The organism is Staphylococcus rostri, from assembly GCF_002902145.1.
GTDB classification, from domain to species: Bacteria; Bacillota; Bacilli; order Staphylococcales; family Staphylococcaceae; genus Staphylococcus; species Staphylococcus rostri.
In genome coordinates, this window is the sequence record NZ_PPRF01000043.1 from 1 (window position 1) to 19,758 (window position 19,758).

Below are 19,758 nucleotides of genomic sequence, written 5' to 3' on the forward strand. Positions count from 1 at the left end.
TAACAATTTCTTTTATCATTGTGCAAGATTATCGTTATAAGCATTTATTTTACTTAATGCTTTACCAATCATATTAAATACGTTTCACTCTTATTTTACAAGGACACTTTTTCAATGATTATTTCTAGCTTTTTGGGTATCAAAAATGGTATCAAACCATCTAAGCATACGGCTTAAATGGCTTGATACCTTTGATTTTTTAATCTATAGAAAATAACTTTTACTATTCTATTTTATAAATTAACATAATGTATGCAAGGATAATCTTTAATGACTTCCTGCTATTAAATCTTTTCTTTCAATTACTTTGATATTCTTTTGATCCAAGCCAATAATATAATCTCTTTCACTTTCCATATCTTCTTCAAGAATAAATGTTAAATTTTCTTCATTTATAATTGCATGTAATGCGAGTGATCTTATCGTATGCATAGCCTGATTCGACCTATTGATTATTTTAAAACTTTGTGCACTGCCATTAACATCATTAACCATAAAGTCAACTCTTATTCTGTCTTTTTTATTTTTCCCTCTAATAACATAAGACTTATTAACTTCTTCATAGTTTTTTCTCAAATATGCATCAATATATTTTTTCTTTTCTTTATCTGTCATTTTCTTATCATCATTCATTGAAGGATGCAAAATATATCTAGTTGTATCTTCAATAAATTTCTCAACTTCTGCTAGAGTACTAAATAACTCTGTACTAATATCATCAAACTTAAAATTGTTAACATAATGGAATGTGAATTTTGAGAGTTCCCCATTGAAATTTAGTATATTTTCTTTTATGGCATTTAACATCATATTGGTAAATGATGGATCAAGTTCATCATCAAATGTATAAAGTTTTTTCTTTTTAGGCATTATATTAAAGTGATTTTTGTAATATGACTTACCTTCAACTTGAAATGCAACCGCCACTGCTATATTTGATATTAAAAATACATCAGGATAATAATTCAAACTAGCATACTTAACCTTAAACATTTTAATCACCTCACTAAATAACGCTTTATCTCTTTTATTATATAATCAAATTCATGTATATTCCTGAATAAATACCCTTTTAAATTATTTATATCTTCGTTATCGTACATATTCAATAATACACTTGGAATCTCTTCAATTGTATCACTAATGTCAATACACTCTAAATTCTTTTTAAAATCTCGAGCAACTTCATCTATTGTCTTTTCATCAATTATTCTATTTTCAATCAAACTTTGATGTCCGCCATAAGAAAATATTTCACCAACAATTTCTTTTATACTTGGTAGTGGTTGTCTCAAAACATCAACCCATATACATTGTCCTGGAAAAATATGTGTATAGTCAATTGGAAATAAACTTGCTTTCTTCCCTTTTTTTGGCATTTTTAATAGTAAGTTTCCTTTATTTCTATCATAATTGGCAATAAATATATCAAAGATTATTAATTTTATAATTTCTTCAATGTCAATTGTCGCCGTGTATAACGGACTATCAATTTGTATCACTGCGTTTTCAAGCTTTGTATATGTAAAGATATCATTATTTTTGATTGAATAGTCAGGCTCCAAATAATTCTTAGTTTTATTTTCTTTAAAGATAGCAAAGCCATATTCAGGGGTTGGAATTCCTAGTTTACTCGCCAAAGCATATCCTATATATTCATTAAATAAAGCATAATGCCCTTGAGGATTGTTTATGTGTTTGACAACAACAATTTTATTCTCTATTTTGCCATATAGCGGGTCTGTCGAAAAGTACTCTCCAACGAAACTTGTAATTTCTGTTAATTGTTCCACCAATCTTTTCTCCTTGTATATTTAAGTAATTAGATTTTACTATATATTCTGAAAATAATACAACCGAAATATTGAACAGCCCATTTTTGGTATCAAAAAAGGTATCAAGACATCTAAGCATACGGCTTAAATGGCTTGATACCATAGGTTTATCCTAACCGATAGATCCTTCCATTTCGAATTTGATCAAACGGTTCATTTCAACTGCATATTCCATTGGTAATTCTTTTGTGAATGGCTCAATGAAGCCCATAACGATCATTTCTGTCGCTTCTTCTTCAGAGATACCACGTGACATCAAGTAGAAGAGTTGTTCTTCTGATACTTTAGATACTTTTGCTTCGTGTTCTAAAGAAATGTTGTCATTAAAGATTTCGTTGTATGGAATTGTATCTGATGTTGACTCGTTATCTAAAATCAATGTATCACATTCGATATTAGAACGTGCGCCTTTCGCTTTACGTCCGAAATGTACGATACCGCGATAAACAACTTTACCGCCGTCTTTAGAAATTGATTTTGATACGATTGTTGAAGATGTGTTCGGTGCTTTATGAATCATTTTAGCACCGGCATCTTGAACTTGTCCTTTACCTGCGAATGCGATAGATAATGTGCTACCTTTTGCACCTTCACCTACAAGGACACATGCTGGGTATTTCATTGTGAGTTTAGAACCCATGTTACCGTCTACCCATTCCATGTTGCCGTTCGCGTGTACAAGTGTACGTTTTGTTACAAGGTTGTATACGTTGTTCGCCCAGTTTTGGATTGTTGTATAACGAACGTGTGCATCTTTGTGTACGATGATTTCAACGACTGCTGAGTGCAATGAGTTCGTTGTGTACACTGGTGCCGTACAACCTTCAACGTAGTTTACTGATGAGCCTTCATCCGCAATGATTAATGTACGTTCGAATTGCCCCATGTTTTCAGAGTTGATACGGAAGTACGCTTGTAACGGTGTATCTAACTTCACATTTTTCGGTACATAGATGAATGAACCACCTGACCATACCGCTGAGTTCAATGCAGCAAACTTGTTGTCAGCTGCTGGAATTACAGATGCAAAGTATTCTTTAAATAAGTCTTCGTTTTCTTTTAAAGCTGTATCTGTATCTTTGAAAATAATTCCTTTTTCTTCAAGGTCTTTTTCCATATTGTGATATACAACTTCTGATTCATATTGTGCAGAAACCCCTGCTAAATATTTTTGTTCTGCTTCAGGGATACCTAATTTATCAAAAGTACGTTTGATTTCTTCAGGTACTTCATCCCAAGAACGCTCTGAACGTTCTGATGGTTTAACGTAGTATGTGATATCGTCAAAATCTAATTCTGACAAGTCGCCGCCCCATTGTGGCATTGGCATTTTGTAGAATAATTTTAATGCTTTGAGTCGGAAATCTAACATCCATTCCGGCTCACCTTTCATATTTGAGATTTCACGTACAATGTTTTCTGTTAAGCCACGTTCTGATCTAAAAATCGATACGTCTTCATCATGGAAGCCATATTTGTAATCGCCCACATCAGGTGCTTTCTTAGCCATCAATCATCACTCCTCTATATTCTTAATACCGTGCATGCGTGATGCATACGTTATATCGTTAAGCACTACTCGTCTTCTGTTGTGCCTTTACCTTCTTTTTCGACAGTGCCTTTTTCCAATGCTTTCCATGCAAGTGTTGCACATTTGATACGTGCTGGGAATTGTGAAACGCCTTGAAGTGCTTCAATGTCTCCCATATCTTCAGTGATTGTATAATCTTCACCGAGCATCATTTTTGTGAACTCTTGGCTCATTTGCATGGCTTCTTTCAGGCTGTGTCCTTTAATCGCTTCTGTCATCATAGACGCACTTGACATAGAAATTGAACAACCTTCACCTTCGAATTTTGCGTCGTGTACAATACCATCTACAATATCGAATGTTAGGTGGATACGGTCACCACATGTTGGGTTATTCATATCAACAGTCATCGTACCGTCTTCAATAACCCCTTTGTTACGAGGGTTTTTGTAGTGATCCATAATCACAGAGCGATACAATTGGTCTAAGTTATTAAAATTCATATGAGAAAAACTCCTTCGTTTTCTTCAATCCTTCGACAAGTTGATCGACGTCTTCTTTGGTATTGTAAATGTAGAAGCTCGCACGTGCAGTAGATGAGACATTTAACCATTTCATTAACGGTTGTGCACAGTGGTGTCCTGCACGCACTGCAACGCCTTCTGTATCAAGTGCAGTTGCTACATCGTGTGGGTGAACGCCATCCATATTAAATGTAATCACACCGGCACGTTTGTCTACTGCTGGGCCATAAATTGAAATTCCTTCAATTTGAGACATTTGTTCATACGCATATTGTGTTAATGCTTGTTCGTGTGCATGAATCGCATCGAACCCAATCGCTTCAAGGTATTCAATCGCTGCTTGTAGACCAATCGCTTGTGCAATGAGTGGCGTACCTGCCTCGAATTTCGTCGGTAAGTCCGTCCATGTGCTTTCATAAAGACCTACAAAGTCAATCATATCGCCACCAAATTCAATTGGTTCCATATTTTGTAAGTGTTCACGTTTACCGTATAACACACCAATACCTGTTGGCCCTAACATTTTATGTCCACTAAAGCTATAGAAGTCTATATCAAGATCTTGAACATCTATTTTCATGTGCGGTACAGATTGCGCACCGTCAACAGCGATAATCGCACCATGTGCATGTGCAACTTCCGCAATTGCTTTGACATCATTGATTGTGCCTAGAACGTTTGATACGTGTGCAACAGCAACAATTTTCGTCTTGTCCGTCACTGTTGCCTTAACAGCATCAAGCGTTAACTCACCGTCTTCTGTCATCGGAATAAACTTCAATGTTGCACCTTTACGCTTGGCTAGTTGTTGCCAAGGTACCAAGTTGGCATGGTGCTCCATTTCAGTTACAACAATTTCATCGCCCGCTTCAATGTTCGCATCGCCATAACTGTGTGCGACAAGGTTAATAGACGCTGTTGTCCCACGTGTGAACACAATTTCTTCAAAGTAACGTGCATGGATGAAACGACGCACTGTTTCACGTGCACCTTCATATCCATCTGTTGCCAATGAACCGAGCGTGTGCACACCACGGTGGACATTAGAGTTATAACGCTCGTAATAATCATCTAATGCGGCAATAACTTGCTTCGGTTTTTGACTTGTTGCTGTCGAGTCCAAATAAGCAAGACGTTTGCCATTTACTTGTTGTTCTAAGATTGGAAAGTCTTGTATGATTGCTTTTACATCTAATTGAGTATCAGCCACGTCTATCACAGACCTTTCTAAAGTTATGTTATTTACCTACTTTAAGCTCGATAACTTCGCGTAATTGTCGTTGTACGTCTTCAATCGGTAATTCACGAACAACAGGGTCTAAGAAACCGTGGATAACTAAGCGTTCTGCTTCTTCTTGTGAAATACCACGACTCATTAAGTAGTAAAGTTGTTCTGGATCCACACGACCAACTGATGCTGCGTGACCTGCTTCTACATCATCTTCATCAATTAATAAAATTGGGTTCGCGTCTCCACGTGCGTTTTCTGACAACATTAACACACGAGATGATTGGTTCGCTGCAGAGCCTTTACCACCGTGTTTGATATGGCCGATACCGTTAAAGATTGATGATGCACTTTCTTTCATAACACCATGTTTCAAGATATAACCATCTGTTTCTTTACCGTATTGTACGATTTTAGATGTTAAGTTGATTGTTTGATCGCCGCGACCAACGACTACTGATTTCAAGTCTGATGTTGAACGATCACCAATCAAGTTTGTTGTGTTGTCGATGATTTGGTCGCCTTCATTCATTAAACCTAATGACCAGTTGATAGACGCATCGGCAGCTGTTACACCTCGACGAATGATATAACCTGTGAATCCTTTATCTAAGAAGTCTACAGAACCGTATGATACTTTCGCGTTCGGTGCAGCAATAACTTCTGAAATAATGTTGATTTGGTTACCTTCACCACTTGTTGTAGATAAGTAGTTTTCAACGTAAGTAAGTTCCGCACTTTCTTCTGTCACGATTAACACGTGGTTGAAGAAACTTGCATTTTCATCGTCATGTAAAACGACATATTGAATTGGATCAGCAACTACTACGTTCTTAGGTACGTAAACAAATACGCCACCGTTCATTAATGCAGTGTGTAACGCTGTTAAACGATGTTCATCAACAGTTACAGCATCTTTCATGTAGTATTTTTCAACAAGATCGCTGTGATTTTTCAATGCTTCACTAATGTGCTCGATAATCACACCATCTTGTTGTGCTTGTTCATTCACTTTTGTAAACGCTAATGCGTTGTTATGTTGAATAATGAGGTTTTCTGTATTTTCAACGTTAATAATACGATCAATTTCTGATGGTAAGTCGTTGAGATTTTCAAATGCAGCACCTGTTGTGTGGTGTTGTTTGAAAGAATCGAAATCCCATTTGTCGATTTTTGTTTTATCTGGTTTTGGCATTTCTAAAGACTCAGCTTGCGCTAACGCTTCTTTTCGTAGCGTTGTCATCCAAGAAGGTTCGTTTTGAGCCTGTGAATAATCAACAAGTTGCGCTTCAGAAATATTTAATGTTTCAGTCGTCATAATTATTTCCTCCTATATTGATGATTATTACTTCGCTTCTAACGCTTCGTATTCTTCTTTAACCCACTCGTAACCTTCTTCTTCAAGACGTTTTGCTAATTCAGCACCACCTGATTTAACAACGATACCGTTATACATAACGTGTACGTGGTCAGGCGTGATGTAGTTTAATAAACGTTGGTAGTGTGTGATGATTAATGAACCGAATTCTTCTCCGCGCATTTCGTTGATACCTTTTGATACAACTTTTAATGCGTCGATATCAAGACCTGAGTCGATTTCGTCAAGGATAGCGAATTTAGGTTGTAACATCATTAATTGTAAGATTTCGTTACGTTTCTTTTCCCCACCTGAGAAACCTTCATTTAAGTAACGTTGCGCCATGTCTTTATCCATTTCTAAGAAGTCCATTTGTTTGTCTAACTTCTTAATGAATTGCATCAAGTTGATTTCTTGGCCTTCTTCACGTTGTGCATTGATTGCTGAACGTAAGAAGTCGGCATTTGTAACACCCGTAATTTCTGATGGGTATTGCATTGCAAGGAAAAGACCTGCTTTAGCACGTTCGTCTACTTCTAATTCAAGAACGTTTACACCATCCAATAATACTTCTCCTTTAGTAATTTCGAATGATGGATGTCCCATGATTGCAGAAGATAATGTTGACTTACCTGTACCGTTTGGTCCCATGATTGCATGTATTTCACCAGTGTTAATTGTTAAGTTAACACCTTTTAAGATTTCTTTATCGTCAATAGATACGTGTAAATCTTTAATTTCTAATACTGATGGCATTGATATTCCCTCCAAATATATGTTTGATTCCTTACACTAGTTTATAATAATTTTAATCTAACGTCAAAACCATTCTTTAAATGTACAACGCTTATTATAACTGAAATAACGTCTTTTATAAACCAATTAAGATTGCAAAAGTAAGCCCAAAATGATTCGCTAATAAATCCAATTTAAGAAATGTTATTGATAATAAGTTGTATTCTGTTCTCAATCGGTCGCAAGTCCTATGATTCTTACATAACAGATATGGCATTATTATGATATGATATAAAGACTTACAAGAAAGGAATCGCTTTTTCATGTCTAAATTTAAACTTTCAAATATTCCTCGTGGGTTTGCCATGGGTATTAGCGACCTTATTCCCGGCGTTAGTGGTGGAACAATCGCTTTACTATTAGGAATCTATGACGACTTTATCGCCTCAGTGAGTGGCGTATTCTCAAAACACTTCAAAAAAAGTATCGCATTCTTACTTCCAATTGTGATTGGTATGGGGCTTGCGATTGGTAGCTTAAGCAGCGTGATTAACTATTTACTAGCAGAACATCCTATGCCAACGATGTTTTTCTTCTTTGGTTTAATTCTTGGGATTATTCCATTTTTAGTACGTATTTCAAAAATCAAACAGACGTATACAGCTAAACATTGGATCATTTTAGTTGTAGCAATTGCGTTACTCGCGGTAATGGCTTTCTTTAAAGGAGACACCGCACATGGTGCACCATCACATATTGATTTATCTGCACCAATGCTCATCAAATATTTTATCGCTGGTATTTGTGCTTCAAGTGCCATGTTACTACCAGGTATCTCTGGTTCATTTGTATTATTGCTATTTGGTGTGTACAGTACCGTGACATATTCAATTTCCGAATTCGTACGCTTTAACTTCCAAGCGTTACCTGTGCTTATCTTAGTTGGTTCAGGTATTCTCGTCGGCTTTTTAGTCGCAAGTAAGTTGATTACGTATTTATTACAACACTATACGTATATGACATATGCCGCTATTTTAGGGCTTGTTATCGGATCACTCTTTTCCGTGTTCCCCGGTGTACCAACGACTGGCGTAATTTGGCTTGTTTCAGCCATGTCACTCGTTTTAGGATTTATCATCAGTTACGTTTTAGGCAAATACACAGAAGCTTAATCGACCATATTTAAAAGCCGTATCACAAGTTGTTCGCACAACTCGTGATACGGCTTTTCTTTTTATATCATCTGAATAATATAAGCTATAACAAGAATAATTACTGATAATGCTATTGTGATAATGCCAATTGGCGCGTACTTATTGACTAATGCTTGATATTCGTAATCCGGTGCTTTCTGTTTTTTTAACTTCCAAACATTGGCTAATAAATACACAGATTCAGCGAGTGACACGATTAACACAATTGTAAGTACAGTTACCATTTTAAGCCCCCTTCATGAATACACTCATTTTTTGAAACCAATCATATCTTCTAGTTCCATTTAAACAAACTATCATAAACATGTCATCTGCTTTTATTAAGCTTCTCATTTATGCAGTTTTATTTTTATATCCCATCAAAATAACTTCACTACTTTAATAGGTTATATATTGAATATTGTGATTTGTCTGGTCTGATTCCGTGATATTTTTTTATCGCATCAACTAAGTCATATTGGATATAAAAATTTTCAACGAATTTGATATTCTTCACTTTTTTACCGGTGAGGTTTTTCATAAATAATGATGGTTTCTGAGTACTTTTCACTTTTTGATATTCTTTATATTTATCCATAGCCATAATCATCAGCATTTCAATTTCAGGACGAGTTACAACACAAAGCTGCTGTTCGACATTGTGTGAAAACATCTTTTTTAATTTCAATTCATGCTGTTTGTCCACTACTAAAATAATCGTTATTTTATTCTCATACTTCAATGTGAGATATTTTTGCGTGAACTTTGTAGCATTTCTAAATTCGCCACCTAAAACTTTTTCATCAATTAAACGGCTCCTAGTGAAAAACAACCTATTTTCATCGAGCAATTTGTCGATTATATACTTTTCGCATTCTCCTTCGCATATAAGAGCAATGTAATTATTGTTATTAATGATACTGCGCATTAGTTCCCCCTTATATAATCACGAATATCTTTTTTAATATTTTGATAGCTCTTGTAATCGGGAACAGTATCCACTACTCCGCTTAAAAATATTTCACTTTTTTTCTTGTCAGACCTATCGTATTCACCCAGTCGATCAGATAACTTTTTCACTTTAATTGCTTCTTCTTTATTTAAAACATATATACTATCACTTCTATCAATTTCATCTAATACCTCAACATAATGGGTACTAAATAGTAATGTCGCTCCATTGTTATTAATATCAGACAAGAAGAATTCTAAAATACTTGAAACTATACGCTTATTTAAATGGTTTTCAATCTCGTCAATTATCAGATATCCACCTCTTGATAGAACCGTTACGACATTGGCAAATATGTTTAGTCCTTTGATTGTCCCAGATGATAAAATATTCCCTAAATCAGCAATATCCGAAGTGTGTATCACATCAGAATTTTTAAATTTAATTTCAAATTTTGGTAAAGTATGTTTTTTTAAATTATAATTTTCTTCATCTTTAATTCTAAATAGTTCTACGCTAGGATCTAAATACCTGATAAACGATTCATTAGTCATATTTTTTAGGTAGTATGCAAAAACATTCATGTCTGTTAGATTAATCAATTCAAAAACTTTCTCATTTCTATCATCTTTTTCATTTAAGATTGCTGAGAAAATTGTGTCTTCATCTTTCAAATATGAGTTATTTAAACCCCTTCTATTTTGTATATGATCATATAGCTCATTATCAAAAATATTTTTCTTATTTACTCTTTTGCTGACCTTTCTCAAGTACAAATCCTCATCATAGAAATATAGTTTTGAGTTAGCGCCATCTTTATTCTCTTTCATTATAGTAGAATTGATTAAATAGATAGCTTTTTCTTCCTCATCATACAAGTGTATTTTTACGTTTAATTGATCACTAAACGTCTTTGATAAATGCGTATGAAATGAGATGCTTTCATTATCTATATAAATTGATAATAAACTTTCTATGATTGCTAAAGTTGTTGTTTTACCAGAAGCATTAATACCAACAAATGACATTGAATTTTGTTTATAAATACTATTAAATAAGGGATTAACAGTTACATTGGTTTCATAAGTGCTAACTTTTTTACTAGCTATAAAATCAACCTTTAATTCTCCATTTTCAAAGTTACTCAAGCCATTTACTATTATTCTTAAAGCCTTCATAATAATATCCTCTTCTCATAATTACGTTTAACTTATATTATCGTATTTTTCGACATTTTTCTACAACTAAGGCGAACAATAGACTATATTTGTATATTAATAACGTATTTTTCGTTTTTGAATAACATGTTGCCCATTCTAATAACAGCTACCAACTTATACTTTTTCATTATGGACATAGTAAAAACCCCATAAACATGACATTTACAGGGTTTACTACTATTTGAATTATTTCGCTGGAATTACAGCACCATCGTATTCTTTATTAATGAAGTCGCGTACTTCGTCTGATTGTAAGGCTTTGATTAAGTCTTGGAACTTTTTATCATCTTTATGCCCTTTTTGAACAACTAATACGTTCGCAAATGGAGATGATGCATCTTCTACTGCAATCGAATCTTTCAATGGTTTTAAGCCGTTATCAATTGCATAGTTTGAGTTCATGATAACCGCATCGCCTTCGTTGTTGTTGTATGTTTTCGGTAAGAATTCTGCACCTTGTTGGTTATCAAATTCTAAGTGCTTTTTGTTTTCTACGATGTCATCCAACTTGGCATCTTCAATTTTGACACCTGGTTTAATTTTAATAAGTCCTTCATTAACAAAGAATGATAGGAAGCGTCCTTCTTCAGCTGGATTGTTTGAAATGTAAATTTTCGCACCGTCTGGCAAGTCTTTTAAGCTTTTATGTTTTTTACTATAGACACCCATAGGCGTTGTTAAAACTTTACCAACTGTTTCTAATTGATAGCCATGTGATTTCTGTTCAGCTTTCAAATATGGTACATGTTGGAACATATTGGCATCCACATCGCCTTTGTCTAACAACTTATTCGGAATTTTATAGTCGTTTACTTCTCTAACTTGAACATCATAACCATCTTTTTTCAAAATCTTGCCTGCTTTTTTCACAACTTCCCCATGCGGTGTTGGCGATGCCGCAACGACAATTTTCTTATCTTCTTTATCCGCTTCTTGTTTATTACCACACGCTGTTAAGACAACTGCAAATGCGGCTAATACAACAATGACTAATCTTAACTTTTTCATGTAAAATACCCCTTTCTGATACCCATCCACATTGAATTAGGTTATAAAAAAAGACGGGGTCGCGCTGTATATGATCACAACGCGCTCCCATCTTGCTATTTAGTTCTCAAGGTCATGCTTATTTAGCAGGTGTTACAGCACCATCATATTTCTTGTTGATGAAGTCTTGGATGTCTTTTGATTGTAACACTTCAATCAATGCTTTAATTTTCTCATCGTCTTTATGTCCTTCTTGAACTGCGATTAAGTTCGCATATGGATTGTCTTCTTTACCGCTTTCAACAGCGATAGAGTCTTTTTGTGGGTTTAACTTTTGCTCAATTGCAAAGTTAGAGTTGATGATTACTGCATCGCCTTCATTATTTTGGTAAGTTTTTGGTAAGAATTCTGCTGCTTGTTTGTTATTGAACTTGATGTCTTTTTTGTTTTCAACGATATCATCAAATGTTGCGTCTTGAATTTTAACGCCGTCTTTGATTTTGATTAATCCTTCATCCACGAAGAATTTTAAGAAACGACCTTGTTCAGCCGGGTTGTTTGAAACGAAAACTTCTGCGCCATCAGGTAAATCTTTTAAGCTTTTGTGTTTTTGTGAATATACAGCCATTGGTTCTAAGTGAACGTTACCTGCAGATTCAATTTTGTAGCCTTTTTCTTTTTTCTCAGTTTCAATATATGGTGTGTGTTGGAAGAAATTGGCATCTAATTCACCAGCATCTAACAATTTGTTTGGTGTTGTGTAGTCGTTAATAACTTTTACTTCTAAGTCATAACCTTTTTCTTTCAATAATGGTTTTGCTTCTTCTAAGATTTCAGCGTGTGGTGCAGGTGAAGCCCCAACAACGATTTTTTTGTTGTCTTTAGCTTCTTCCTTGTTACCACATGCAGCAAGTGCAACAGCTAATACAAAAATAAGTGCGATTGATAAAATTCTCTTCATGCTTTTAACTCCTTTTTGGTTATTATCGTTTATCTATTTTATTTGTAAACCAATCCCCGAGGAACTGAATTACAAAAACGATGACTAAAATTAAAATGGTTGAAACTAAAATGACGTCATTTTGGTTACGTGTGAAACCAGTTAGGTAAGCTAAGTTACCAAGACCACCAGCACCGATAACACCCGCTACTGCAGTTGAACCAACCAATGCGATGGCTGTAACTGTAATACCAGAAATCAATGCAGGCAACGACTCTGGAATCAATACTTTTAAAATGATTGTCCATGTTGTAGACCCCATAGAACGTGCTGCTTCGATAACGCCTTTGTCAATTTCCTTCAAGGCGATTTCAACAAGTCGTCCATAGAATGGTGATGCACCGATAATTAATGCTGGTAATGCACCTGTTGGACCACTGATTGTACCTAGAATCAAGCTCGTGAATGGAATTAAGAGCAAGATTAAGATAATGAACGGAATCGCTCGGAATAAGTTAACAAAGAATGAAACGATACTGTAGAAGATACGTCCTGCCTTCGATTGACTCTTAGATGTTAAGAATAAAATGACACCTAAAATTAAACCTAAGATGAATGAAAATGCAGTTGAAATCACGGTCATATACAGTGTTTCATATGTCGCTATCCAGACCTCTGGCCAACGCACATTCGGCATTGTGATCATCTCTTGTAGTATTTCACTAAAACTCTTACCCATGTTTGATCACCTCTACTTGAATGTTTTGACCTTCTAAGTCTTGTTTTAAATGGTTAAAGTCATCCTGTGAAATTGCTGAAATATGGATGAGTAAGAACCCTGCAGCGCCTGTTTTTGCTTGTTTAATGTTACCTTCCAGAATATTCACAGAAACATTATGCTTTTGTGCAATATCTGATACAACAGGTTGCATTGTGTTCTCACCAGAAAATGATAACTTCACAACTCTATCATTAGGTGCAATGTTCAAGGCATTCGCAATACTTTCAAAGTCCTGTTCAGGCTGCAAATCTTCTTGAACGAAACGTCGTGTCACACGGTGTTGTGGGTTTTCGAAAACATCCGATACATTACCATGCTCAATTACACGACCATTCTCCATAACAGCGACTTCATCACATACACGACGGATAACGTGCATCTCATGCGTAATGATGATAATCGTTAAATTTTGTTCTTTTTTAAGTTGTAATAACAGATCTAAAATTTCATCTGTTGTTTGTGGATCCAATGCACTTGTTGCCTCATCACACAACAGCACTTCTGGATCATTCGCTAATGCTCTTGCAATACCGACACGTTGCTTTTGACCACCTGATAACTCTGATGGGTACGCATGTTCACGTCCGGCAAGACCTACACGTTGAACCAATGCTTCTGCCTTTTTCGTTGCTTCCGCTTTTGGTACACCCGCTATCTCTAATGGAAACTTAATATTTTCTAAAACTGTTCGAGACCATAGTAGATTAAAGTGTTGGAAAATCATGCTCACTTTTTGACGTTTTTGACGCAAATCTTGCTTACTCAATTTCCCAATATTATCGCCACCAATAATGACGTCACCTGAAGTTGGTGTCTCTAAGTAATTAAAGAGTCGTACTAATGTACTTTTACCTGCCCCAGAGAATCCGATAATCCCGTATATCGTCCCCTTAGCTATATTCAAATTTACATGATCTACAGCCGTAACAGTCTTGGATTTGCTCTCATATTTTTTAACAATATTTTTTAGCTCAATCATCTTGCTCCTCCTTGTGCAAAACAGCTCTTATGCCAAATAAAAATTGCCTTCTCTTTTTTAATGAAAGAGAAGGCAATAAACGTAGCTACCTTTCTCTCATCTTCTAAAGTCTGTAACAACTTTATGTGACTTGGCACCATTTCTATCGCTAGACGGTTGCCGGGCTTCAAAGGGCACATCCCTCCACCACTCTGGATAAGAGTTTTCTGAATATTGAATTGTTTAAATCTTACCACCTCAATCAAGATTCGTCAATGGCTTTTTTAATTTTTTCTAATAAAAATGGTACAGATTGGAAAGCATACAAACGGTCAATTTCTTGATCACGTTTCATTATAAGCAGCACCGGTACCGATTGGATCTCTTTTTCTTGATTGAATGACGGAAAATAATTCAAATCTACTTTTGTAATGGGTAGCTGCATGATATTATTCACAATATCCAACATACGTTCAGATACTTTGCATGTACCACACATCGTTGTATAGCCAAATATCAGATGCGTCTCTTTCTCAAAATGCTGTGTTAGCACTTCATTCTGTGTATGCGAATTCGTCATCTTGCATAACCCTTTTCTAAAATATAGTAGGTTGAGAATAGCACGTTCATCGACGATATGCCAACATAACGCACAATAAAAAAACTCGGCAAGGAACTATTCGCTCCCAACCGAGTCATAAAAGTCTTATTCACCAATCATTGCTTCGTAACTAGCTGCATCTAATAATGCATCTAATTCACTTTCGTCTGATAATTCAACTTTAACCATCCATGCATTTTCGTATGGTGATTCGTTAACCGCTTCTGGCTCATCTTCTAAGTTTTCGTTCACTTCGATGACTTTACCTGAAACAGGAGAATATAATTCTGATACTGTTTTTACAGATTCAACGCTACCAAAAGTGTCGCCTTCTGATACTTCGTCGTCTACTTCTGGAAGTTCAACGAATACGATGTCACCTAATTCGTTTTGTGCGAAATCAGTAATACCGATGATCGCTGTGTTTCCTTCAACTTTCACCCATTCATGTTCTTTTGAATACTTTAAATTACTTGGCACTGCCACGTGAATCCCCTCCAATTGTTAATGTTATATTTATCATGACACATTGACGTATTTCTATCAACTATTTTATTATAACCAAATATCACGATATGTGTCTTCTTTAAAACCAACTGTTACTTTGTCACCTAATACTGCTAAAGGTCGTTTAACTAGCATTCCGTCTGATGCTAATAACGCTAACATTTCATCATCAGATAGGTCTGCAAGTTTGTCTTTTAAATTTAACTCACGATATTTCGCGCCGTGTGTATTAAACAGTTTTTTAATTTCAATACCAGTTGTCTCAACGATTTGTTGGAATTCTTCTTTCGTTGGCGTATGTTGAACAATGTCGATTGGCTCATAGCTTACACCATGGTCTGTTAAAAACTTCGCTGCTTTTTTACAAGTTGTACAGTTTTTATACTGGTAAAATTTTATCATAAGAACGCCTCCTGTAATGACTTAATTCAAATATAACAAACATTTGAAAATATTGCTCTTTTTTATAAAATGAATTTCGCTTATATTGTGTATGATACGCTTTCCACCCTTGTGTCGCAAGTTGCAATTTGAATGACTTCATGTTTTAAATTCGCTATAATGAGCATACGAAAGAATAAGAGGAGGCATTTTTCATGCAAGCAGTTAAAGATATGACACAATTCAATGAGATCATTCAAAGTTCAGAACCAATTATCGTGAAATTCGAGGCCGGCTGGTGCCCTGATTGTAAAGCAATGGACATGTGGATTGATCCAATTGTTGAAAAATATAACGACTATTCATGGTACGTTGTAGACCGTGACGAAGTAGAAGAAGCAGCTGTAAACCACGAAGTAATGGGTATTCCAAGTATCTTAATCTTCCAAAACGGTGAAAAACTTCATCACTTACACTCTGCAAACGCAAAATCACCAGAACAAGTTGAATCATTCTTAGCTGAAAGTTTCGGCAAATAAATGACAAAAAATAACGCGTATAGATTGGGATAACCCTCTCCATACGCGTTATTTCTTATATATAATCAGTTACAAGACCTCTATTACTTCTTGCACATCTTTTCATCTTATCTTCTTCTTGTAAATCCGTTAAATAGATGAATCCCACAAGTCGTTCATCTGGTAAGACACTGAACGCTTGACGCACTTTCGGATTAAAAATATATTGTGGTGTCTTCCAACAAGTGCCAATCCCTTGTTCATATAGTAACAGTAATAAATTTTGGGCAAATGCACCAACCGCAAGATAGTTTTCATTTTCTTCACGTTGTCGTGCATCACACTTCATGATTAAAGCGACAAAACCACCTAGCTTCGTTACCGCATCGTAATGACTCTGTTGCTTATCTGGCTCACGTGGAAACGCATATCTTGAGATTTCACGACTCATCTCACCCAACTTGTGTTTCGGTACATATACTACACGCCAAGGCTCCCTCATACCATGGTTAGGCGCTTCTGCAGCATCTACCAATGCCTGGCGAACTGCGGCATCATCTATATACATATCATGTTTGAACTTCTTAATACTTCTACGGTTTTTTATAGCGTCTTGAAGTTCCATCTCTATCTACCCCTTATAGATTGATAATAATTATCAATTATACGTAAAAATAGATTATTTATCAAACATATCGTACAGTTTCGTTGCTTCAGCCAGTTGTTTTACCGGAACTTGTCCTGGCGCAACCGCTTCGTCTAACGCACCAAACGTTAAACAACCACCAAATGCTGCCTGTGCTGTACGTGTAATCAGTCCGAGTTGTGACATTGAAATACCTGTCACCCATTGTGTGAGCGCCTCGCTTGCTTCTGACACAGCTTGTAATAGCACTAAGACATCTTGACGACTCTGGGGCATCACTGCGATTTTCAAGTGACTCGCGCCCATTTGGGATAAATGGAAATATGTTTTCTTTAACACGTCTACAGAGGGTGTTTCATCAAAGTTATGATATGATGCGACAATCATGCCACCTTGCGCAATCATCTTACGGCACATGTCGATACGGTTTACGGCAGGCGTCCATTCAACATCTAACCAATCAATCTCAGTTATTGAACTTAAATCAATTAATAATTGTTGATAATCCGCTTCATCAAGTGCACCTTCCCCACCTTGACTGTCAGTTCGATACGTAACTAGTAACTGAAAATCGCCATTAAGCTGTTTTAATGTCGATGCCATCTGCGCCACACTTTCTACATCGCATTGTGGAATCGCATCAATACGCAACTCCAATATATCAAAGTACGGCATATTTTCAGTAACCTTTGCCAGTTCAGTATCAGATAACGTTCGTGTATCCGGCATAAGACTTGCTACAATTTGTGACTTCACATCATTCACCTTTTCTCATTATGGATTAACAATATGTTCAGCTGTTTGATTCTCAATATATGATAATACCTCATCTAATGGAATATCAACTAAGTTTTGTACCGCTTCATCAGTATAGAACGCAACATGTGGTGAAATCAATACATCATCTCGCTCTAGCAAATGACTTAACACTGAATCTTCTAACGGCTTATTCGACCAATCATGTCTAAAGTAAGGTCCTTCATTTTCATACGTATCAATTGCTGCTCCTGCTACCGTTCCATCATCAAGTTTGCGAATCAGTGCATCTGTATCTAATACAACACCACGTGCCGCATTAATCACTAACAAACCTGGTTTTGCTTGATTAAGAATAGCCTCATTAACTACATACTTATTCTCTGGTGATCCAGGAATGTGCAATGTGAGTACATCAATATCCTTCACCAAATCTTCCAGTGAATCAACATATGTCAAAATACCTTCCAATTCAGGATTAGGCGCTATATCATACGCATAAACCTTAGCACCAAAGCCGTGGAAAATCTTCGCAGCACGACTACCGATACGTCCTGTACCTAACACACCAATTTTAAGCGACTCAATCGTGCGACCTTGTAAAGCTAAATCCCATGTAAAATCCTGAACCGCTGCATTGCGATCAATACGGTGTGTATGACGTACGAGTTGTAACGTTCGTGTTACCGCAAACTCTGCAATCGACTGCGGTGAATAGCTCGGTACATTTGAAATTTTAATACCCGTCTCATTCGCAGCAGGCAAGTCATACATATCAAAGCCCGCAGAACGTTGTGCAATGTGATAAATGCCATTTTCAGCTAATACTTTGAAATAATCTGGATTAAAAGCGGTTGTTTGAGATATTGTCACACCATCAATATCTTCAAGCTTTTCTAAATGTTCACCTTCCAAACTATCTTCTGTTAACACCACTTCAACTTCATCTGCATGACGTTCAATCCACTGCTGCAGTGCCGCTTGTTCATCTTCTCTTACATCAAATACTTTAATCTTTTTCATACAATTCACCTCTTAGTTATCAGTCTTTTCGGAATAAAATAACTATATCGTAAATTTAATGTTTTGAAAAGGCTAAATCATTGCATCTTGTTTTACAGGTAGTATAATGAAAGCACCATTTTAAGGAGGCATTTACTATGTCAATTATTTATGAAACAACTGCAACAAATGTTGGAGGTCGTAAAGGGACTGTTCAAACAGACGATAAAGCCCTTGATTTACAAATCACTCCTCCAGACAACACAGACACAGATTCAACAAACCCTGAACAATTATTCGCAGCCGGTTACGCATCATGCTTCAACGGTGCGTTCGATTTAATCTTAAAACGCAACAAATTCCGCAAAGCTGAACCTGTTGTATCAATTACTGTACGTCTAGTGGACGATTCAGAATCAGAAAGTCCAAAATTAGAAGTAGATATTCATGCGAAAGTTAAAAACATGAGCCAAGAAGACGCAGAAAAATCATTAAAACAAGCACATGACTTCTGCCCATACTCAAAAGCGATTAACGGAAACGTTGACGTTGCTTTAAGCGTTGAAGTCGTTGAATAATAACACAATAAAAACTGGGTACGCTGACCTTTATAGGTGAGACGTACCCAGTTTTTATTTATTTTCGCATATTGTTAGAAAGGTGATTTTTCAAAAACTCTGATGGCGTCATATCAAATGTTTTTTTGAAGTTTTTCAAATAGGATTCATACGACTTAAAACCATAATCTTTCCATATATCTTGATCAAACCCTAACGTCACAATATCCGAGGCAATATTATACATTTTGATTTTTCGTATATATTTTAATAACGGGATATTTAATGTTTCTGAGAACAACCTTGAAAGATAACTTGCATTCACAAAGAAATGTTCTGCAATCTTACTTACCGTTAACTGACGCTTATAATTTTCATTAATATAATTCAACACATTCACGATGAGTGGATTCGTGACGTTTGAATAATTGTTATTATAACCACCTAAATGTATATCGCAAATTTCAAGTTTAAGTTAGTCACCTTTTACGAGTGAGGACTACACTGAGATTATCCGTTTCCGAACCTGTTGAGGATGGATGAGTTTTA

General features: G+C 35.8%; 24 protein-coding genes and 1 riboswitch. Of the genes, 3 read left to right on the plus strand and 21 right to left on the minus strand.

Annotation, left to right across the window (positions count from 1 at the left end; all coding sequences use genetic code 11):
* Positions 1 to 267: 267 nt before the first annotated feature.
* The 7 genes from CD122_RS07280 to sufC all read right to left on the minus strand — a co-directional run bounded on the left by CD122_RS07280 (position 268) and on the right by sufC (position 7,231).
* The gene (locus CD122_RS07280) at positions 268 to 993 is read right to left on the minus strand and encodes a hypothetical protein (RefSeq protein ID WP_103358337.1); all 726 of its coding nucleotides are present in this window, start codon (positions 991 to 993) and stop codon (positions 268 to 270) included.
* 5 nt (positions 994 to 998) lie between these two features.
* On the minus strand, positions 999 to 1,793 hold the full coding sequence (locus CD122_RS07285; protein ID WP_240624142.1) for a HipA family kinase: 795 nt from the start codon (positions 1,791 to 1,793) through the stop codon (positions 999 to 1,001).
* A gap of 154 nt (positions 1,794 to 1,947) precedes the next feature.
* Positions 1,948 to 3,345 (minus strand): Fe-S cluster assembly protein SufB, encoded by a 1,398-nt coding sequence (sufB, locus tag CD122_RS07290; RefSeq protein WP_103358339.1) that lies wholly within the window; start codon positions 3,343 to 3,345, stop codon positions 1,948 to 1,950.
* A 65-nt stretch (positions 3,346 to 3,410) separates the two neighbouring features.
* Positions 3,411 to 3,869: a Fe-S cluster assembly sulfur transfer protein SufU gene (gene sufU / locus CD122_RS07295; protein WP_103358340.1), complete on the minus strand. Its 459-nt coding sequence runs from the start codon at positions 3,867 to 3,869 to the stop codon at positions 3,411 to 3,413.
* Positions 3,859 to 5,100 (minus strand): cysteine desulfurase, encoded by a 1,242-nt coding sequence (locus CD122_RS07300; protein ID WP_103358341.1) that lies wholly within the window; start codon positions 5,098 to 5,100, stop codon positions 3,859 to 3,861. Before CD122_RS07300 ends, sufU begins: the two co-directional genes overlap by 11 nt.
* 28 nt (positions 5,101 to 5,128) lie before the next feature.
* The gene (sufD, locus tag CD122_RS07305) at positions 5,129 to 6,436 is read right to left on the minus strand and encodes a Fe-S cluster assembly protein SufD (RefSeq protein WP_103358342.1); all 1,308 of its coding nucleotides are present in this window, start codon (positions 6,434 to 6,436) and stop codon (positions 5,129 to 5,131) included.
* Between the two features lie 27 nt (positions 6,437 to 6,463).
* Positions 6,464 to 7,231: a Fe-S cluster assembly ATPase SufC gene (sufC, locus tag CD122_RS07310; RefSeq protein WP_044360563.1), complete on the minus strand. Its 768-nt coding sequence runs from the start codon at positions 7,229 to 7,231 to the stop codon at positions 6,464 to 6,466.
* A 302-nt stretch (positions 7,232 to 7,533) separates the two neighbouring features.
* Between sufC and popT the strand changes: the two genes are divergently transcribed.
* Positions 7,534 to 8,382: a polyprenyl-phosphate transporter PopT gene (gene popT / locus CD122_RS07315; protein WP_103358343.1), complete on the plus strand. Its 849-nt coding sequence runs from the start codon at positions 7,534 to 7,536 to the stop codon at positions 8,380 to 8,382.
* 62 nt (positions 8,383 to 8,444) lie between these two features.
* Here popT and CD122_RS07320 read toward each other — a convergent pair whose 3' ends face one another.
* From CD122_RS07320 to CD122_RS07365, 10 genes are all read right to left on the minus strand, one after another.
* Positions 8,445 to 8,648 carry a hypothetical protein gene (locus CD122_RS07320; RefSeq protein WP_103358344.1) on the minus strand — a complete coding sequence of 68 codons (204 nt, stop codon included), beginning with the start codon at positions 8,646 to 8,648 and terminating at the stop codon, positions 8,445 to 8,447.
* 149 nt (positions 8,649 to 8,797) lie between these two features.
* On the minus strand, positions 8,798 to 9,331 hold the full coding sequence (locus CD122_RS07325; RefSeq protein ID WP_103358345.1) for a hypothetical protein: 534 nt from the start codon (positions 9,329 to 9,331) through the stop codon (positions 8,798 to 8,800).
* Positions 9,331 to 10,533, minus strand: coding sequence for an AAA family ATPase (locus tag CD122_RS07330; RefSeq protein ID WP_103358346.1), 1,203 nt, complete (start codon positions 10,531 to 10,533; stop codon positions 9,331 to 9,333). The genes CD122_RS07325 and CD122_RS07330 overlap by 1 nt, the downstream gene beginning before the upstream one ends.
* Positions 10,534 to 10,761: 228 nt before the next feature.
* Positions 10,762 to 11,583 carry a MetQ/NlpA family ABC transporter substrate-binding protein gene (locus tag CD122_RS07335; protein ID WP_103358347.1) on the minus strand — a complete coding sequence of 274 codons (822 nt, stop codon included), beginning with the start codon at positions 11,581 to 11,583 and terminating at the stop codon, positions 10,762 to 10,764.
* Positions 11,584 to 11,701: 118 nt separating this feature from the next.
* Positions 11,702 to 12,523 (minus strand): MetQ/NlpA family ABC transporter substrate-binding protein, encoded by an 822-nt coding sequence (locus tag CD122_RS07340; protein WP_103358348.1) that lies wholly within the window; start codon positions 12,521 to 12,523, stop codon positions 11,702 to 11,704.
* A gap of 22 nt (positions 12,524 to 12,545) precedes the next feature.
* Positions 12,546 to 13,241 carry a methionine ABC transporter permease gene (locus tag CD122_RS07345; protein WP_103358349.1) on the minus strand — a complete coding sequence of 232 codons (696 nt, stop codon included), beginning with the start codon at positions 13,239 to 13,241 and terminating at the stop codon, positions 12,546 to 12,548.
* On the minus strand, positions 13,234 to 14,262 hold the full coding sequence (locus CD122_RS07350) for a methionine ABC transporter ATP-binding protein (protein WP_103358350.1): 1,029 nt from the start codon (positions 14,260 to 14,262) through the stop codon (positions 13,234 to 13,236). Before CD122_RS07350 ends, CD122_RS07345 begins: the two co-directional genes overlap by 8 nt.
* Before the next feature lie 93 nt (positions 14,263 to 14,355).
* A riboswitch (SAM riboswitch) is annotated at positions 14,356 to 14,464 on the minus strand.
* A gap of 39 nt (positions 14,465 to 14,503) precedes the next feature.
* A complete protein-coding gene (locus CD122_RS07355) occupies positions 14,504 to 14,821 on the minus strand; it encodes a thioredoxin family protein (RefSeq protein WP_103358351.1) in 318 nt (105 codons plus the stop codon).
* Positions 14,822 to 14,947: 126 nt separating this feature from the next.
* Positions 14,948 to 15,328, minus strand: coding sequence for a glycine cleavage system protein GcvH (gcvH, locus tag CD122_RS07360; protein WP_103358352.1), 381 nt, complete (start codon positions 15,326 to 15,328; stop codon positions 14,948 to 14,950).
* 69 nt (positions 15,329 to 15,397) lie between these two features.
* Positions 15,398 to 15,751: an arsenate reductase family protein gene (locus tag CD122_RS07365; protein WP_103358353.1), complete on the minus strand. Its 354-nt coding sequence runs from the start codon at positions 15,749 to 15,751 to the stop codon at positions 15,398 to 15,400.
* 194 nt (positions 15,752 to 15,945) lie between these two features.
* On the opposite strand from CD122_RS07365, the gene CD122_RS07370 reads away from it, so the two are divergent.
* Positions 15,946 to 16,269, plus strand: coding sequence for a thioredoxin family protein (locus CD122_RS07370; protein WP_103358354.1), 324 nt, complete (start codon positions 15,946 to 15,948; stop codon positions 16,267 to 16,269).
* Between the two features lie 55 nt (positions 16,270 to 16,324).
* On the opposite strand, the gene CD122_RS07375 is transcribed toward CD122_RS07370, so the two are convergent.
* From CD122_RS07375 to CD122_RS07385, 3 genes are read right to left on the minus strand one after another with little or no spacing between them, the layout of a single operon-like run.
* Positions 16,325 to 16,873, minus strand: coding sequence for a nitroreductase family protein (locus CD122_RS07375; protein WP_103358355.1), 549 nt, complete (start codon positions 16,871 to 16,873; stop codon positions 16,325 to 16,327).
* A gap of 54 nt (positions 16,874 to 16,927) precedes the next feature.
* The gene (gene aroD / locus CD122_RS07380) at positions 16,928 to 17,650 is read right to left on the minus strand and encodes a type I 3-dehydroquinate dehydratase (protein WP_103358356.1); all 723 of its coding nucleotides are present in this window, start codon (positions 17,648 to 17,650) and stop codon (positions 16,928 to 16,930) included.
* Positions 17,651 to 17,668: 18 nt separating this feature from the next.
* Positions 17,669 to 18,673, minus strand: coding sequence for a D-2-hydroxyacid dehydrogenase (locus CD122_RS07385; protein WP_103358357.1), 1,005 nt, complete (start codon positions 18,671 to 18,673; stop codon positions 17,669 to 17,671).
* Between the two features lie 137 nt (positions 18,674 to 18,810).
* On the opposite strand from CD122_RS07385, the gene CD122_RS07390 reads away from it, so the two are divergent.
* Entirely contained in the window at positions 18,811 to 19,230 is a 420-nt protein-coding gene (locus CD122_RS07390; protein WP_103358358.1) for an Ohr family peroxiredoxin, read from the plus strand.
* A gap of 58 nt (positions 19,231 to 19,288) precedes the next feature.
* Here the strand turns inward: CD122_RS07390 and CD122_RS07395 are convergent, their stop codons facing one another.
* On the minus strand, positions 19,289 to 19,609 hold the full coding sequence (locus CD122_RS07395) for a helix-turn-helix domain-containing protein (RefSeq protein WP_169926487.1): 321 nt from the start codon (positions 19,607 to 19,609) through the stop codon (positions 19,289 to 19,291).
* Positions 19,610 to 19,758 lie beyond the last annotated feature (149 nt).

Coding starts and splice junctions, on each gene's coding strand:
- CD122_RS07280 (WP_103358337.1), bottom strand. CDS start 993: ATGTTTAAGGTTAAGTATGCTAGTTTGAATTATTATCCTGATGTATTT.
- sufB (WP_103358339.1), bottom strand. CDS start 3,345: ATGGCTAAGAAAGCACCTGATGTGGGCGATTACAAATATGGCTTCCAT.
- sufU (WP_103358340.1), bottom strand. CDS start 3,869: ATGAATTTTAATAACTTAGACCAATTGTATCGCTCTGTGATTATGGAT.
- sufD (WP_103358342.1), bottom strand. CDS start 6,436: ATGACGACTGAAACATTAAATATTTCTGAAGCGCAACTTGTTGATTAT.
- sufC (WP_044360563.1), bottom strand. CDS start 7,231: ATGCCATCAGTATTAGAAATTAAAGATTTACACGTATCTATTGACGAT.
- popT (WP_103358343.1), top strand. CDS start 7,534: ATGTCTAAATTTAAACTTTCAAATATTCCTCGTGGGTTTGCCATGGGT.
- CD122_RS07320 (WP_103358344.1), bottom strand. CDS start 8,648: ATGGTAACTGTACTTACAATTGTGTTAATCGTGTCACTCGCTGAATCT.
- CD122_RS07325 (WP_103358345.1), bottom strand. CDS start 9,331: ATGCGCAGTATCATTAATAACAATAATTACATTGCTCTTATATGCGAA.
- CD122_RS07330 (WP_103358346.1), bottom strand. CDS start 10,533: ATGAAGGCTTTAAGAATAATAGTAAATGGCTTGAGTAACTTTGAAAAT.
- CD122_RS07335 (WP_103358347.1), bottom strand. CDS start 11,583: ATGAAAAAGTTAAGATTAGTCATTGTTGTATTAGCCGCATTTGCAGTT.
- CD122_RS07340 (WP_103358348.1), bottom strand. CDS start 12,523: ATGAAGAGAATTTTATCAATCGCACTTATTTTTGTATTAGCTGTTGCA.
- CD122_RS07345 (WP_103358349.1), bottom strand. CDS start 13,241: ATGGGTAAGAGTTTTAGTGAAATACTACAAGAGATGATCACAATGCCG.
- CD122_RS07350 (WP_103358350.1), bottom strand. CDS start 14,262: ATGATTGAGCTAAAAAATATTGTTAAAAAATATGAGAGCAAATCCAAG.
- CD122_RS07355 (WP_103358351.1), bottom strand. CDS start 14,821: ATGACGAATTCGCATACACAGAATGAAGTGCTAACACAGCATTTTGAG.
- CD122_RS07365 (WP_103358353.1), bottom strand. CDS start 15,751: ATGATAAAATTTTACCAGTATAAAAACTGTACAACTTGTAAAAAAGCA.
- CD122_RS07370 (WP_103358354.1), top strand. CDS start 15,946: ATGCAAGCAGTTAAAGATATGACACAATTCAATGAGATCATTCAAAGT.
- CD122_RS07375 (WP_103358355.1), bottom strand. CDS start 16,873: ATGGAACTTCAAGACGCTATAAAAAACCGTAGAAGTATTAAGAAGTTC.
- CD122_RS07385 (WP_103358357.1), bottom strand. CDS start 18,673: ATGAAAAAGATTAAAGTATTTGATGTAAGAGAAGATGAACAAGCGGCA.
- CD122_RS07390 (WP_103358358.1), top strand. CDS start 18,811: ATGTCAATTATTTATGAAACAACTGCAACAAATGTTGGAGGTCGTAAA.